The following is a 16,046-nucleotide window of genomic DNA, read 5'->3' on the forward strand; positions in this document are numbered from 1 at the left end:
GGCGGCAATCGTCATGTCGGCTTGGGTGCCTGGGTTGGAAGTCGCATCATCCACCACTTCCACCGGAGTGGCGCCCACGGTGACACCGCCGATCTTGACGTCCAGCGCAATGGAGTCGGTGCCGTTGGTCAACGAAGCAAGGCCACCCTGGATGTAGGCGTTAATCGAACCTTCGGTGTTTTTGAAATCGTAGGTCTGACGCAACCCACCCAGGGTGCCGGTGACAGGGTTGTAAGCCATGGTTTCATCCTTACCCCAGTTCGGATCACGCGGCTGTGCATGGAACTGCTTGGTCGGGATGCTTGCGGTGATGTTGATCGACGAACGCGCGTCGTCAGCAGCGAATGCCAGGGAAGCATTCATAGCCATGACAGCCAGGGGTACAGCAATCGCAAACTTCTTGAACATGGTAAGTACCTGTCTTTTACGTGGATTAAGTGGGCCGTTATAAGTGGGGATGAAACGCGAAGCGACCTAGCTGACTTATAACGATAGCGCGGCGTGGTTAGTTGAACCGTTGCAACGCAGAACAATGATCCACGAACTCGAAAAACAGGTATGCAGGCAGGTTCCCTATGGCCTGTAGCCTTAGGCAGCTCGGCTCGAGGGAAAAAGATGGCACTTTGCCAAAACTTAATTTATAGCTGTAGGAAATCACCTACATATATTAATCAAGAACAAATCATGCAGCAGTTTTCTGTAAGAAGCGAATGACATGCGTGCGTTAAGGCCCATGTATCCGCGCACCCTAAGAGCAAACATATTATGTTCCGAACAACTGAGTAGTCGCTCTAATTAGTTATACACTAACTTCAAACTATTGCAATTGACAGAAGTACTTTAAGTCGATCCGGTGCTCGCGGCGCTAGGGCAACCGCCGGTCAGGGAGGCTTGCGCCGGCCTGAAGATATATCTTAAGTTGTATCTAAACCTATCGACGAGCAGAGAACATGAGAGAGCACCACCCCCACGACGGCCGCGACGGCTTCGACAAACGCATGGGCCGCGAACGCGGCGGGCGCGGGCCACGCGTCTTTGCCCCGGGCGATCTGAAACTGCTGCTGCCGGCCTTGATCGCCGAACAGCCCTGCCATGGCTACGACCTGATCCGCCGGATCGAAAGCCTGTTCGACGGCGCCTACAGCCCCAGCCCCGGCGTGATCTACCCCACCCTGACCTTTCTTGAAGAGAGCGAGTTGATCAGCGGCGACGCCGACGGCGGCAAAAAAAGCTACACAATCACCGACGCCGGTCGTCTCTTCTTAAGCGAGCAAGCCGTTGCCCTGGATGGCGTGCGCATGCGCATTGACGTCAGCAAGCGTTCGTTGCGCGGCCAGGACCGGCCGCCGGAAATCCACGAGGCGGTGCACAACCTGCGCCACGCCTTGCACTCGCACCACGGGCGCTGGAGCCCTGAAGAAATCACGCGTGTCGCGGCGCTGCTCAACCGCACCGCGCAAGCCATTGCCGACGGGAAAGACCAATGAACACTCAAGCCATTCATCGCGTGACCCACGAAATCAAACGCCGCCGCCTGCACGTACTGCGCGTGGTGGATATCACCCCGCGCATGCGCCGCATTACGTTGGGCGGGCCGGAACTGGCGGGTTTCATCAGCCTGGGCAGTGACGATCACATCAAGCTGCTGTTCCCGCAGAACGCGGCCGAACAGGCGGCCCTGGAAAGCCCCACGTTCACGATCAAGGGCGACGGCCTGCAACCTGCGATGCGTGATTACACGCCACGGCGTTTCGACCTGAGCCTGGGTGAATTGGATATCGACTTCGTGCTGCACGGCGATGGCCCGGCGTCCACCTGGGCCGAGCAGGCGCAGGTCGGCCAGTACCTGTATATCGGCGGCCCACGGGGTTCGATGATCGTGCCGGATATCTTCGACAGCTACCTGCTGATCGGCGATGAAACCGCCCTGCCCGCCATCGGCCGACGCCTCGAAGAACTACCCGCCGGGCGCACGGTGCTGGCGGTGATTGAAATTGCCGATGCCGCAGAACAGCAGGTGCTGGAGAGCGCTGCGGATGTAGAGATTATTTGGGTGCTGCGCGGCCAGGATGACCTGCTCGATGTGGTGCGCAACCTGACGCTGCCCGGCGGCACGCTGTACAGCTTTGTCGCAACCGAAACCAAGCTGTCGCGCCAGGTGCGGCGAGTGTTGCTGGATACGCACGAGGTCAACGAGGAGTATCTCAAGGCCGTGGGCTACTGGCGCGCAGAAGGCAGCGACGACGAATAAAGTGGACGCTGGCTTGCCTGCGATAGCCATTGGTATCTACATAAAGGTATTTACACAACTGACTGTCCTGACTCGCTGCTTGCTCTTGCTCTTGCTCTTGCTCTTGCTCTTGCTCTTGCTCTTGCTTTGTTCTTGATCTTGATCCGCTGTCAGGCCGCCTTCGCAGGCAAGCCACACACATTTGGATCGCGGGGGCATCGGCCAGAGAGGGATAGGCTGCCCCGCCGCCACGGGAGCAAGCTCCCTCGCCACAGGTTCAGTGTCGTGCCCAAAGTTGCGTAGATACCTTGTTGCGATGCCAACCAAGAGGCGGGCGCCTCCCACAGTGACTGTGCCCGCTTTAGATCGAGGAGGGTTTGAGACGCTTGTCCAGCCCCACCACCGCCAGCGCAATCAGCAGGAAACCCAGCAAGATCCCCCCGGCATTCACGAACACCTGCGGGTAACCCAGGCTGTCCACATCCATGAACGGGTATTGATACTGCCCAAGCGAATGCCCGCGCAGCAGCACATAAGCGAAGTACACCAAGGGGTAAATCACCCACCCGGCAATGTGTTTGAGCCGCAAGGTGCCCTTGGGCACGCACTTGTACCAAAAGATCAGAAACAGCAACGGCATCACGTCATGCAGCAACTCATCGGCGATGAATTGAAAGCCCTCGGGGCTCCATAAGTGCCGCAGCAGCAGGTTGTACGCCAGGCTCACCAGGACGATGCTCGCGGCAATCGCACTGCTGATACCCGGCGCGAGGAAAAACCGCTTGCCGGCGGATTCGCGCTTGACCAGCCAATAGCTCAGCACCACGACGACCAGGATATTGGTCAGCACCGTGAAGAAACTGAAAAAGCTCATCAACCCGCCCAAGAGGCTGGCGCCGCTGGACCAGCGCGAATACAAAATCAGGTATTGCTGAATCGCCAATCCCACCCAACCGGCCAACGCGGCCATCGCGACAAAACGCTTCACAGGCTCAGTCCAACGGGCGTTTGGTGCGCATCAACTTGACGTACAAGCCTTCGACTTTTTCGCGCGCCCAAGGAGTCTTGCGCAGGAAGGTCAGGCTCGACTTGATGCTGGGGTCGCTTTTGAAGCAGCGGATATCAATGCGTTCGGCCAGGCCTGCCCATTCGTAGTGTTCCACCAGAGTGGTGAGGACGTGTTGCAGGGTCACGCCGTGGAGTGGGTCGTTGCTTGTCGCGGTCATGCCGAACCTTTTGCGAGAGAGGAAACACAGCCGCGCACCTTAGCCGACGGGGCGTAACGGTGGAAGCACTGCATTGAATATAGCCGCCCGGCAAAAGTTCCCCTTCTCAGCGAAAAAAGAGATGTTATATTGTAACAACTCTTATCTAAATCCTGCCAAGGAATGTCCGATGTCCCTCTCCTGTGTCTGGCGTTTGTCTCCCCTCGCCGCCGCCCTGCTGATCTGCTCCGAGGCTCACGCCCTGGAACTGCAAACCCAAGTCATCACCGGCAACCCCTTGGGCAGCCAACAACTCGCCTCGCCCACCACCGTGCTGGAAGGCGACGACCTGACGCTGCAACAAAAAGGCAGCCTGGGCGAAACCCTCAACAAGCAGCCGGGGGTGTCTTCTTCGTACTTTGGCCCAGGCGCCAGTCGGCCGATCATTCGCGGCCAGGACGGCGACCGTATTCGCATCCTGCGCAACGGCGTGGGCGCGCTGGATGCCTCGTCACTGTCCTATGACCACGCCGTGCCGCTGGACCCGATCAACGTCGAACGCATCGAAATCGTGCGCGGCCCGGCAGCTTTGTTGTACGGCGGCAGCGCCATCGGCGGCGTGGTCAATACCTTCGACAACCGCATCCCCACCGCAGCCATCGAGGGCATCCACGGTGCCGGTGAACTGCGCTACGGCGGCGCCGACACCACCCGCAGCAGCGCGGGCAAGCTGGAAGCCGGCGACGGCACCTTTGCCTTGCACCTGGACGCCAATGCGCGGGAGTTCAACGACCTGAAAATTCCGGGTGATGCCCGTAGCCGTCATGCCCCCGAAACCGACGATGGCCCCGGCAGGAGCGGGCGCCTGGGCAACAGCGACGGACGCCAGGATGGCGGCGCGGTGGGTGGCTCCTACACCTGGGATGACGGTTACGCGGGGCTGTCCTACAGCAACTACGACAGCAACTACGGCTCCCCCGCCGAGCAGGACGTGCGCATCCGCATGCAACAGGAGCACTACGCGTTCGCCTCCGAAATCCGCAACCTGCAAGGCCCATTCAGCTCGGTGAAAGTCGACGCGGGCTACACCGATTACCAGCATCGCGAAATCGAGGGTGGCGAGACCGGTACCACCTTCCAGAACAAAGGCTATGAAGCGCGGGTGGAAGCTCGTCATCAGCCCATCGGGCCGTTCGACGGCGTGGTAGGCGCACAAGTGACCCGCAACGAATTCTCGGCCTTGGGTGAGGAAGCTTTCGTCCCCCAGACCGATACCAATGCCGGCGCTCTGTTCATCCTGGAAGAGATGCAAGCCACCGAGCGCCTCAAGCTCAGCCTCGGCGGGCGCCTGGAGCACACCAGCGTCGACCCCAATGCCAAGGGCAACGCGCGCTTCGCCACTGCCGACAAGGCCAATGACTTCACCGCAGGCAGCCTGTCATCCGGCGCGGTCTACACCCTGACGCCGATCTGGTCGGTGGCCGCAACCCTGGGCTACACCGAGCGCGCACCGACGTTCTACGAGCTGTACGCCAATGGTGCTCACGTCGCCACCGGCACCTACGAACTGGGCGATGCCAACCTGTCGAAAGAAAAAGCCGTGTCCAGCGACCTGGCGCTGCGCTTCGACAATGGCACCCATAAAGGCAGCGTCGGCGTGTTCTACAGCCGCTTCTCCAACTACATCGGTTTGCTCGGCACTGGCCGTACGCTCAATGATGAAGGCGAACAGGACGCGGGCGGTATTCCCGAGTACACCTATTCCGGCGTACGCGCACGTTTCGCCGGCTTCGAAGCTCAGGATCACTGGAAGCTCAGCGAAGGCGCCTACGGCAAGTTCGCCCTGGAGCTGTCGGGCGACTACACCCGCGCAACCAACCTGGACACTGGCGAAGCCCTGCCGCGCATCGCGCCGCTGCGCTTGAACAGTGGTTTGCTGTGGGAACTGGACCGTTGGCAGGCACGTATCGATGTGGAACATGCCGCCGGCCAAGGGCGTGTGCCAAGTAACGAAAGTGGCACCGACGGCTACACCACCCTCGGCGCAAGCGCGGGTTACCACTTTAATGTGGGAAGCAGCCAGTGGCTGGCGTTCGTCAACGGTGAAAACCTGACCAACCAAACAGTGCGCTATGCCAGCTCGATCCTGCGCGACATCGCACCGGCGCCGGGCAGAAGCGTGCAATTCGGCGTCCGAACCACCTTTTAACCCATGCGGTAGGTCCCCTGTGGGAGCTGGCAACTCCCACATTTTGTGCAGCGACTATCTGTCACTGTTACCAAAACTGAAATGATGCATCTTGCGATTCACCCTTTCTCTAAATGCCCCGCCGCATTATCCTTCGCAACAACCTGAAACGCTTCACTTCCCGGTCGACCTCCATTTGCAGAATTTCCCTCTACGCAAAGACAGCGCTGTCTTGAATTGACCTGCGCCTGGGGGCTTATTGCCCGCCTGTGGATAACCGAGTTATCCACCGAAAAAACCCAAAATAACGATGAACCAAGCCCGCGCTGAATCGTCATCTACAGTGAAGCACGGGGCTACATAATTCCAACGTAACGGAGAAACACACTATGAGCACTGATGGTGCCTCGAGCCCAAGCCGCCTGCTGCCCAGGTTGCTAGGCGTCCTGCTACTGATCATGGGGCTGGCCTTGCTGGCCGGTGGGGTCAAGCTGAGCATGCTCGGCGGCTCGCTGTATTACCTGCTGGCCGGTATCGGCATCGCCTTGACCGGCGTCTTGCTGCTGGCCACCCGCCGCGCTGCGCTGGGCCTGTACGCACTGGTGCTGTTCGCCAGCACCGTGTGGGCACTGTGGGAAGTCGGCCTGGACTGGTGGCAGTTGGTACCGCGCCTGGCCCTGCTGTTCGCCCTGGGCATCGTCATGTTGTTGCCGTGGTTTCGCCGTCCGTTGCTGCGTGGTCAAAACGCCCCGCTGGGCACCGGCGCGCTGAGCGTGGCCGTGGTGCTGGCGGGTGCTACCGCCCTGGCCAGCCAATTCACCAACCCTGGCGAAATGGTCAAGACCGGCCAACTGGACCGCGACGCGGTGCCGGGCATGGCCAGCGCTGCACCGAGCCAAGCCGATGGTGACTGGAATTCCTATGGCCGTTCGGCCTTCGGTGACCGTTACTCGCCACTGGCCCAGATCACCCCGGAAAACGCGCACAAGCTGGTACCGGCCTGGACCTTCCGTACCGGTGACATTCCTGGCGCGGGCGACCCCGGTGAAACCACCGCGGAAAACACCCCGCTGAAAGTCAACGGCATGCTGTACGTGTGTACCCCGCACAGCCAAGTCATCGCACTGGACCCGGACACCGGCAAGGAAATCTGGCGTTTCGACCCGAAGATCACCACCCAGGGTGCCGAGAACTTCAAAGGTTGGGCGCACATGACCTGCCGTGGCGTGTCGTATCACGATGACGCCGCCTACGCCTCCGAGCAGAGCCCTACCGGCAGCGCCAGCCCGGCCGCCGCGCCGAACGCCTGCCCGAAACGCATCTTCGTACCGACTGCCGATACCCGTCTGATCGCTCTGAACGCCGACACCGGCAAGATGTGCGAAGACTTCGGTGACAAAGGCCAGGTCGACCTGCGTGCCAATATCGGCAGCTTCGCCCCAGGCGGTTACTACTCCACTTCGCCACCGGCCGTGACCAAGAACCTGGTCGTGATCGGCGGTCACGTGACCGACAACGTTTCCGTCGACGAGCCAAGCGGCGTGATCCGTGCGTTCGACGTGCACACCGGCAAGCTGGTGTGGAACTGGGACAGCGGCAACCCGGACGACACCACCCCGTTGGCCGAGGGCAAGACCTACACCCGTAACTCGCCGAACATGTGGTCCATGTTCGCCGTGGATGAAAAACTCGGCATGCTCTACCTGCCGATGGGCAACCAGATGCCCGACCAGTACGGCGGCGACCGTACCGATGAGTCCGAGAAGTACGCGGCCGGCCTGACCGCTCTGGACATCGACAGCGGCCATGTGAAGTGGACCTTCCAGTTCACCCACCACGACCTGTGGGACATGGACGTAGGCGGCCAGCCTTCGCTGATCGACATCAAGACCGCTGAAGGCGTCAAGCAAGCGGTGATGGCGTCGACCAAGCAAGGCAGCATCTACGTGCTGGACCGCGCCACCGGCCAGCCGGTTGTGCCCATCAATGAAATCCCGGTACCACAGGGCGCCGTTGCGGGCGATCGCACCTCGCCAACCCAGCCCAAGTCCGACCTGAACTTCATGCCGCCGCCCCTCAAGGAGCGTGACATGTGGGGTGTGACGCCATTCGACCAAATGATCTGCCGGATCGACTTCAAGTCGATGCGCTACGACGGCCCTTTCACGCCGCCATCGCTGCAAGGCTCGATCGTGTACCCAGGCAACTTTGGCGTGTTCGACTGGGGCGGCATCTCGGTTGACCCGGTCCGCCAGATCGCCTTCGTGAACCCGAGCTACATGGCGTTCAAATCGAAGCTGATCCCGGCTGCAGACATCGCCAAGCAAGGCCCACGCGTCAGCGAAACCGAAGGCGTTCAGCCGAACAAAGGCGCGCCGTATGGCGTGATCCTCGAAGCACTGCTATCGCCGATGGGCCTGCCGTGCCAGGCGCCGGCGTGGGGCTATGTGGCAGCGGTCGACTTGACCACCCACAAAACCATCTGGATGCACAAGAACGGCACCGTGCGTGACAGCTCGCCGGTTCCGATCCCGCTGACCATGGGCGTGCCCAGCCTGGGCGGTACGTTCACCACCGCCGGTGGCGTGGCGTTCCTGAGCGGCACCCTCGACCAGTACCTGCGTGCCTATGACGTGAAAAACGGCAAGCAACTGTGGGAAGGCCGCCTGCCTGCAGGCGCGCAAACCACTCCGATGACCTACACCGGCAAGGACGGCAAGCAGTACGTGCTGGTCATGGCCGGCGGTCATGGTTCCCTGGGCACCAAGCAGGGTGACTATGTGATGGCGTTCAAACTGCCGGATTAAGCGGTACCCGGCAGCACAAAAAAGCGGCTATCGAAAGATAGCCGCTTTTTTTGTTTCAGCACCGCTGACTTCAAACGGGCCCTCTGGCCATGCTCGCATCCGAACCGATCTCAACGGGAAACCTGGCGTAAAACGGCGTGTAGTGCTGCACCGCCCTGGACAAATCGACCATAACGTCATCCGCCAGCTTGATGCCTTCGATATCCGGGCGGGTCGCTGCCCAGCTCAAGTGATAGGTATCGCCCATGGTTTCTTCCAATACCTCGTTCATCTGTCGCGGCCCTGTGACGTCGAAAATCTTGTTCTCATAGGCTTCGAACAGTTCAACTTCTTGCGCTGTCGGCTGTGCGGGCAAATAAGGCCGGTTGCTTTGCAGCCAGGTTTTATTTTCCTGAAAACGCTTGTACACGTTGTCGTTTATTTGCTGGAGCACAGGGTTATCCGCATGGCTGGCAAAGTTGCTGTTGTTATAGCCGGTGAACCCCAAGTCTTCACGCGTGACATGGCCGTTCAACAGCACCTCGCCCGGCGCGGCATTGAGGTCGACATTACCGACATTGGCCTGAATCGCGTCATCACTGTCCAGGTATATACCGCCCCGCTTATTGATCAGCGAATAACGCAGCGAGTCGCTGGCCGCCGCCAGGTTTTGCGTGGTGCCTTGGCGGAAGAACTGATAAACCTCACCCAGGTTGGATGCCTTGAACGCCTGGAAAAAACTGTCTTCATTCAAGTTGACCAGTTCCAGATTGGGGGCCTTGCCTTGCAGTTTCGCCTTGATCTGCTCAAACGCCTCAGGCGTGTCCGCATCGATATGAACAATGGATTTATAGCCAGGCGAATGGTGGGCGTTACTTATTATCTGGCTGGCGCGCTGATCAGGCAGAACGCCTCCCGCCCAGATATAGTTGATCTCCTTGACGATGGGCGTCGCGCCCTTGGGCACGCGGGGTATGTTGAAACTGATCGTCTCGGTCACAGCCGACTTGGGCAGCGTATCCTTGACCTTGCGATACTCCTCGACGGTGCCGCTTCTCCACTGGTAAAGCCCCTCGCGCCAGCGAACCTGCCCCTGGGCGTTGCGCCAGGCCCCCAACTGCGCATCGAACGTCATCAGGTGAGAATCACTGGCCATGAACTGCACGCTTCCATCGCGTGTCACCGCACGGTTCACTTCTTCCATGGGCAGTTCAATGACGACCGGTCTGGATGTTTCCGACACGCCTCCCTTCAACCCTACCCTTTGCCACTGATCGGTGCCGGTCCTCTGTAGCAGGAACTCCGTCTGGCGATTGGTTTTCGGGTCAATCAGGCGCGCCTGAACCTCGCCGTGAGCGGCAGACACTTCCCTGACCTGGAAGTCGCTGACGTTCCCGTTGTTGTCCACGTTACGGATGTACTCGCGGTTGTCGGCACCTCTGTAAATACCCTGGCTGTTGGGGGTGACGCCCGCCAACCGTGCCCGGCTGACGGCATAGCGGTTGAACATGGCGTTATCGACAGCATCCGCGTTCAACCGGACCGGTGCCACCGGCTGGAAATGCTTGAGTGGCGGGCCGTACACCCTGGCGCTATTCACATCAAAGGCATACCACTGGCCGAGATGACGTTTGGCGCTCACTTTCAACGCATCACCGACAACGCCAGGCGTCTTCAGCGTGCCTTCGACCACGCCGGTGGGATTGGCAAATGCAGCGGCATTGAAATTCAACCCCCGCACCGCGTTCAATTCCCTGTAACCGGCCTGCAACAGGGTTCTGGAGCGCCGTACCAGCCCCATGGTCAGGTCCCCCAGGCCATCGCCGGGGTTCAGGCCGGAGAAGGCTGCTCGCAGCAGCGTATCCGAAGCCTTGAACGCGCGCATGCCGACCTTTTCGCCCAGCGTGCGCGCCGCTTTGCCCGCTTGCCCCAGCCCTTTGCCGAAGGGGATGGCGAAACCGAGAATATCCAGCGCGAAATCCCTGACCGCATCGCCCGTGTTGCCTTTGACGGCGTTCTCGATTGCATTCTTGAACGGAATCAGGCCGGTCACAAAATCATGCCCGGCCTTGATGCCGGCCTCCTCCTCTTCCACTGGCGTCACGCCTTTGGCGCCGGCCTTCATGGCCTCGCGGTCGTGCAGCAAATGGTCGGTGACAACATCGGCAATCGTGCTGAACCGTGGGTTGGCATGCACAGCCGGATTGGCTTGCTGCCCTTGTTTGGACTCCGGCAGGTGCAGCCCTCTAACCCGCTCGGTCAGAAGCCCGCTCGATTGCGCGTCCGGCTGCAATGGCGTACCCCGTTCATACGCCTGGTAATCGACCTTGAAACCAACGCCTTTGGCCTGCCGCGCGGCATACGTCTCGGGGTCGGCAACCCTGGGAGCCGGGTTCGGCAGGTACCTGGGCAGGTCATCCCGACGGCGGATAAGCCCTTGCAGGGGGAACACTTCGTAGTACACGTAGCGCAGGTTTTTGTGGTCCTTGTCACTGCCCTGTTTGTCGATTTTGGACTCCACCCGCATCAACAGTCCGTAACGCGCCTTGGCCGCTTGCGCCTCGGCTTCAGACTCCTCGCCCTCGGCTTGCGCGACGCTGGCCTTGCGTAACGAAAAAAACTCGACCTTGCCCGACGCGATGGTTTGCCGGTCTTCCAGAGGAAGCTGCGACAACTGATGCTTGACGACCGTCGCCACGCCCTCTTTGAGGTTGCGATAGTACTGATCGAATTGGGTATTGAACGCTTGATTGATATCAGGGAGCGGCTTGACCCTGAGGAAACGGTTACCTATCCGAAAGTCGTAGCGGTCCCCCCGTGGAATACGGTCCATTTTGCCGGCCATGTAGATGTCGAGCAGTGAGTGGTACTCGCTCTCGCTGGCATCGATGTTGGTGATGCGGATATTGCGCACGTCAAATGGGCCTTTAGCCCCATAGGCTTTTTGCAGTTGCTCAAGCGCCATCTCCTTGCGCGTCGGCAGGCTTGCGCTCAACTGCTGCCGGGCTGTTTGGAGCGTGGTGAACGCCTCATTGAAGGCATCACGCAACGCCGCCACTTGCGCCGGTGTGCAGGCCTCGGCGTCCTCTCGAGAGAGTCGGCCCTGGGCGACGCCCCACTCAATCAGCGCCTGGGTCTGGGACCTGGCCTCGACAACGGCCTGTGCATCCGAAATGGGGCTTTGGTCGGCACGCCTCATTAACGCGTCAAAAGAGGTGTGTGCCGTACTGCCCGGCGCCCAGAACTCCTGCGCCGCCACCGCCGCCGACAGCCTGGCAAAGGCCGCAGACCCGACCAGCAGATTGCCCGGCATACCCGCCACCAGAAATACAGGCGCGGCCCCCGCCAGTAACAGCCGGGCGGCGGCAGGCGCCATTTCGGCCGGCACCTTGCCGCCGTCCACCAAGTGCTGCACCAACCGCTGGACCACCACCGAAGCGCTGACCCCCCAATTACTCGGTTGATAAAGGTCATAGCCGGCCACCACACCATGCTGGCTGCCGGCCTGCGGATCAAGCTCCAGCACCATCGCCGCCATGGCCCATTCAGCGGCGCTGGTGGGCGTCGGCGCCCCCTTGAATGCCGCTTCCAGCTTTTGGCCCAGGATTTGAACCTCGGCACTCCCTATCATCCTTTCAAGCTTCTCGGTCGCGTGCTTTCCTTGCACCAACACGCCATGCGTCTTATGAAAAACACTGAACATGCCACTGCCGGGGAACAACCTGCCCATTTCTGTTTTGGCGATCTCGCTCAGCTTTGTGCGTTGCTCAGGGTCCAGTGTGGCCGGTCGGGACAGCAGGCCCCATTGATTCCCATACAGGGGCGACTCGATCAAAGGCTCTTTGCTCACCGCGATGAGGTTAGCCAGTTGCTCGAGGTTTTCGGGAACATACAGCTGGTTTTCCCGCAGGAACCAGGCCACCGGCACCTGCTCATTCGGTGCAATCCTGTAGGCACGCCCAAAGGTAGAAAGGGGATGAACGGGAAACTTCGTGGTTTCCAGCGCTGCGGCGATATCCAGGCCCGGATCTTTCGCGCAAGCCTCCTGGATCTCACTCAGGGCGTTAACCAGATTCTGGGTGTTATGCCTGTTCCACGCTGCCTCTTTGCGCTGCTCAAGTACCTCTTCGGGGGTCGCATGCGTGACGCCGGGAGCCGGGCTTTCAAGCGCTGGCCGGGTCTCGCCAGGGGCGGGAGCGCCCTCCAATTCGATGCTGCGCCGCAACCGTGGGAATGAACGCACGCCTGTGGCAGGAACGCTTGAAGACGGCTCGTCGCGCGCCGCCTCGCCGGCTGTTTCGACCGGCAAGGGCGAGTGCGAGGCATGAGCTGGGGGAGATGATGGGTGAATCCGGCTGGCTGGGTTACTGATCATAGGTTCCACTTCACTTGTGATGACAGCCGGAACGTCACGCCCCGGCATTGGTCGGGACAATTTCCGACTCTCGTTAAGTGTTATCTCGCGGAAAAAAGGCGAAAAGAACCTGTCAGCGGCCATGTCAGGGCGCTATAGGTCTTCGCGCAACACAGCGTATTCAGACGGGGTCAAGCCAGGCGCCACAAGATCCGCTGAATTCATGCATTTTGTTGCTAACACCGCGCCGCCATTGAAACCAGCGGCGCCCCGCCCCATCTAAGCACCATACTTCCTGATGCAGGTGCCCCATGAGCGACCAGCAAGACATCCCTGATTACGACTTGAACGACTACGCCGACCCCGAAAACGCCGAAACCTCGTCCAACACCGGCCTGGCCCTGCCTGGGCAGAATCTGCCGGACAAGGTCTACATCATCCCGATCCACAACCGGCCGTTTTTCCCGGCGCAAGTACTGCCGGTCATCGTCAACGAAGAACCCTGGGCCGAGACCCTGGAACTGGTGAGCAAATCCGACCACCACTCCCTTGCCCTGTTTTTCATGGACACACCGCCCGAAGACCCGCGCCACTTCGACACCTCTGCCCTGCCGCTGTACGGCACGCTGGTCAAGGTGCACCACGCCAGCCGCGAGAACGGCAAGCTGCAATTCGTGGCCCAGGGCCTGACCCGCGTACGCATCAAGACCTGGCTCAAGCATCACCGCCCACCGTACCTGGTGGAGGTCGAATACCCGCACCAGCCGAGCGAGCCGACCGACGAGGTCAAGGCCTACGGCATGGCGCTGATCAATGCGATCAAGGAACTGCTGCCACTCAACCCGCTGTACAGCGAAGAGTTGAAGAACTACCTCAACCGCTTCAGCCCCAACGACCCGTCACCGCTCACCGACTTCGCCGCCGCGCTGACCTCGGCCACCGGTAACGAGCTGCAGGAAGTGCTCGATTGCGTGCCCATGCTCAAGCGCATGGAAAAAGTGCTGCCGATGCTGCGCAAGGAAGTCGAAGTCGCGCGCCTGCAAAAAGAACTGTCGGCCGAAGTTAACCGCAAGATCGGCGAACATCAGCGCGAGTTCTTCCTTAAGGAACAACTCAAGGTCATCCAGCAAGAGCTGGGCCTGACCAAGGACGACCGCAGCGCCGATGTCGAACAGTTCGAGCAGCGGCTGGAGGGCAAAACACTGCCGGCCCAGGCTCAGAAACGCATCGACGAAGAACTCAACAAGCTGTCGATTCTCGAAACCGGCTCGCCGGAATACGCCGTCACCCGCAACTACCTGGACTGGGCCACCTCAGTACCGTGGGGCGTGTATGGCAAAGACAAGCTCGACCTGAAACACGCGCGCAAGGTGTTGGATAAACACCACGCGGGCCTGGACGACATCAAGAGCCGCATCCTCGAATTCCTCGCGGTGGGTGCCTATAAAGGTGAGGTCGCCGGCTCCATTGTGCTGCTTGTGGGCCCGCCGGGCGTGGGCAAGACCAGCGTCGGTAAATCCATCGCCGAATCCCTGGGGCGGCCGTTCTACCGCTTCAGCGTCGGCGGCATGCGCGACGAAGCCGAGATCAAGGGCCACCGCCGCACGTATATCGGCGCCCTGCCCGGCAAGCTGGTGCAGGCCCTCAAGGATGTGGAGGTGATGAACCCGGTGATCATGCTCGACGAGATCGACAAGATGGGCCAGAGCTTCCAAGGCGACCCGGCCTCGGCGCTGCTCGAAACCCTCGACCCTGAGCAGAACGTCGAATTTCTCGACCACTACCTGGACCTGCGCCTGGACCTGTCCAAAGTGCTGTTCGTGTGCACCGCCAACACCCTGGACTCGATCCCCGGCCCGTTGCTCGACCGTATGGAAGTGATTCGCCTGTCGGGCTACATCACCGAAGAAAAAGTCGCCATCGCCAAGCGTCACCTGTGGCCCAAGCAACTGGAAAAAGCCGGCGTGGCAAAAACCAGCCTGAGCATCAGCGACGGCGCCTTGCGTGCGTTGATCGACGGGTATGCGCGGGAAGCCGGTGTGCGTCAGCTGGAGAAGCAACTGGGCAAACTGGTGCGCAAGGCGGTGGTCAAGCTGCTGGATGAGCCGGCCTCGGTGATCAAGATCGGCAACAAAGACCTGGAAAGCTCTTTGGGCATGCCGGTGTTTCGCAATGAACAGGTGCTGTCCGGCACCGGTGTGATTACCGGCCTGGCCTGGACCAGCATGGGCGGCGCGACCTTGCCGATCGAAGCGACGCGTATTCACACGCTCAATCGCGGCTTCAAGCTCACCGGGCAATTGGGTGAAGTGATGAAGGAATCCGCGGAAATCGCCTACAGCTTCATCAGCTCCAACTTGAAGTCGTTTGGCGGTGATCCGAAGTTCTTCGATGAAGCCTTCGTCCATTTACACGTGCCCGAAGGCGCTACGCCGAAAGATGGCCCGAGCGCGGGCGTGACCATGGCCAGCGCGCTGCTGTCGCTGGCGCGCAACCAGCCGCCGAAAAAAGGCGTGGCGATGACCGGCGAACTGACCTTGACCGGGCATGTGCTGCCAATCGGCGGGGTGCGTGAAAAGGTGATTGCGGCCCGACGCCAGAAGATTCACGAGTTGATCTTGCCGGAACCGAACCGTGGAAGCTTTGAGGAACTGCCGGAATATCTGAAGGAAGGTATGACCGTGCACTTCGCCAAGCGATTTGCGGATGTGGCGAAGGTGCTTTTCTGATAGATCTCCCGCGCCCGAACCGGCCCCATCGCGGGCCAGTCAGTTAAGAAGCAGCCCTTCACCGTGGCGAGGGAGCTTGCCCCCGCTGGGTCGCGAAGCGGCCCCATCGCGGGCAAATCAGTTAAGAAGCAACCCTTCACCGTGGCAAGGGAGCTTGCTCCCGCTGGGTCACGAAGCGGCCCCATCGCGGGCAAATCAGTTAAGAAGTAGTCCTTCACCGTGGCGAGGGAGCTTGCTCCCGCTGGGTCGCGAAGCGGCCCCATCGCGGGCAAATCAGTTAAGAAGCAGCCCTTCACCGTGGCGAGGGAGCTTGCTCCCGCTGGGTCGCGAAGCGGCCCCATCGCGGGCAAATCAGTTAAGAAGTAGCCCTTCACCGTGGCGAGGGAGCTTGCCTCCGCTGGGTCGCGAAGCGGCCCCATCGCGGGCAAATCAGTTAAGAAGTAGCCCTTCACCGTGGCGAGGGCGCTTGCTCGCGCTGGGTCGCGAAGCGGCCCCATCGCGGGCAAATCAGTTAAGAAGCAACCCTTCACCGTGGCAAGGGAGCTTGCTCCCGC

General features: G+C 60.5%; 9 protein-coding genes. 5 read left to right on the forward strand and 4 right to left on the reverse strand.

The genetic code is table 11. The features are described 5' to 3' along the window. The coding region (locus tag Q1V60_RS15830) for a CS1 type fimbrial major subunit (protein WP_300632060.1) at positions 1-408 on the reverse strand (408 nt) is incomplete at its 3' end. Positions 409-950: 542 nt separating this feature from the next. Between Q1V60_RS15830 and Q1V60_RS15835 the strand changes: the two genes are divergently transcribed. Together Q1V60_RS15835 and Q1V60_RS15840 are read left to right on the forward strand one after the other, a co-directional pair. Beyond that, entirely contained in the window at positions 951-1,487 is a 537-nt protein-coding gene (locus Q1V60_RS15835) for a PadR family transcriptional regulator (RefSeq protein WP_300632063.1), read from the forward strand. After that, positions 1,484-2,251: a siderophore-interacting protein gene (locus tag Q1V60_RS15840; protein ID WP_300632066.1), complete on the forward strand. Its 768-nt coding sequence runs from the start codon at positions 1,484-1,486 to the stop codon at positions 2,249-2,251. Before Q1V60_RS15835 ends, Q1V60_RS15840 begins: the two co-directional genes overlap by 4 nt. Positions 2,252-2,591: 340 nt before the next feature. On the opposite strand, the gene Q1V60_RS15845 is transcribed toward Q1V60_RS15840, so the two are convergent. Together Q1V60_RS15845 and Q1V60_RS15850 are read right to left on the reverse strand one after the other, a co-directional pair. Next, a complete protein-coding gene (locus Q1V60_RS15845; protein ID WP_300632068.1) occupies positions 2,592-3,218 on the reverse strand; it encodes a Pr6Pr family membrane protein in 627 nt (208 codons plus the stop codon). Between the two features lie 4 nt (positions 3,219-3,222). Next, on the reverse strand, positions 3,223-3,456 hold the full coding sequence (locus Q1V60_RS15850; RefSeq protein WP_024073644.1) for a VF530 family protein: 234 nt from the start codon (positions 3,454-3,456) through the stop codon (positions 3,223-3,225). A 169-nt stretch (positions 3,457-3,625) separates the two neighbouring features. On the opposite strand from Q1V60_RS15850, the gene Q1V60_RS15855 reads away from it, so the two are divergent. Together Q1V60_RS15855 and Q1V60_RS15860 are read left to right on the forward strand one after the other, a co-directional pair. Next, complete coding sequence (locus Q1V60_RS15855) at positions 3,626-5,644, forward strand: TonB-dependent receptor (RefSeq protein WP_300632072.1); 2,019 nt, start codon at positions 3,626-3,628, stop codon at positions 5,642-5,644. Positions 5,645-6,012: 368 nt separating this feature from the next. Beyond that, a complete protein-coding gene (locus Q1V60_RS15860; RefSeq protein WP_300632075.1) occupies positions 6,013-8,430 on the forward strand; it encodes a glucose/quinate/shikimate family membrane-bound PQQ-dependent dehydrogenase in 2,418 nt (805 codons plus the stop codon). Positions 8,431-8,500: 70 nt separating this feature from the next. On the opposite strand, the gene Q1V60_RS15865 is transcribed toward Q1V60_RS15860, so the two are convergent. Beyond that, positions 8,501-12,718 carry a glycosyltransferase gene (locus Q1V60_RS15865; RefSeq protein WP_300632077.1) on the reverse strand — a complete coding sequence of 1,406 codons (4,218 nt, stop codon included), beginning with the start codon at positions 12,716-12,718 and terminating at the stop codon, positions 8,501-8,503. A gap of 356 nt (positions 12,719-13,074) precedes the next feature. Between Q1V60_RS15865 and lon the strand changes: the two genes are divergently transcribed. Next, a complete protein-coding gene (lon, locus tag Q1V60_RS15870; protein WP_300632079.1) occupies positions 13,075-15,492 on the forward strand; it encodes an endopeptidase La in 2,418 nt (805 codons plus the stop codon). The last annotated feature ends 554 nt before the right edge of the window (positions 15,493-16,046 follow it).

The sequence above is a fragment of the Pseudomonas sp. genome (assembly GCF_030147005.1).
In the GTDB taxonomy this organism is placed as follows: Bacteria; Pseudomonadota; Gammaproteobacteria; order Pseudomonadales; family Pseudomonadaceae; genus Aquipseudomonas.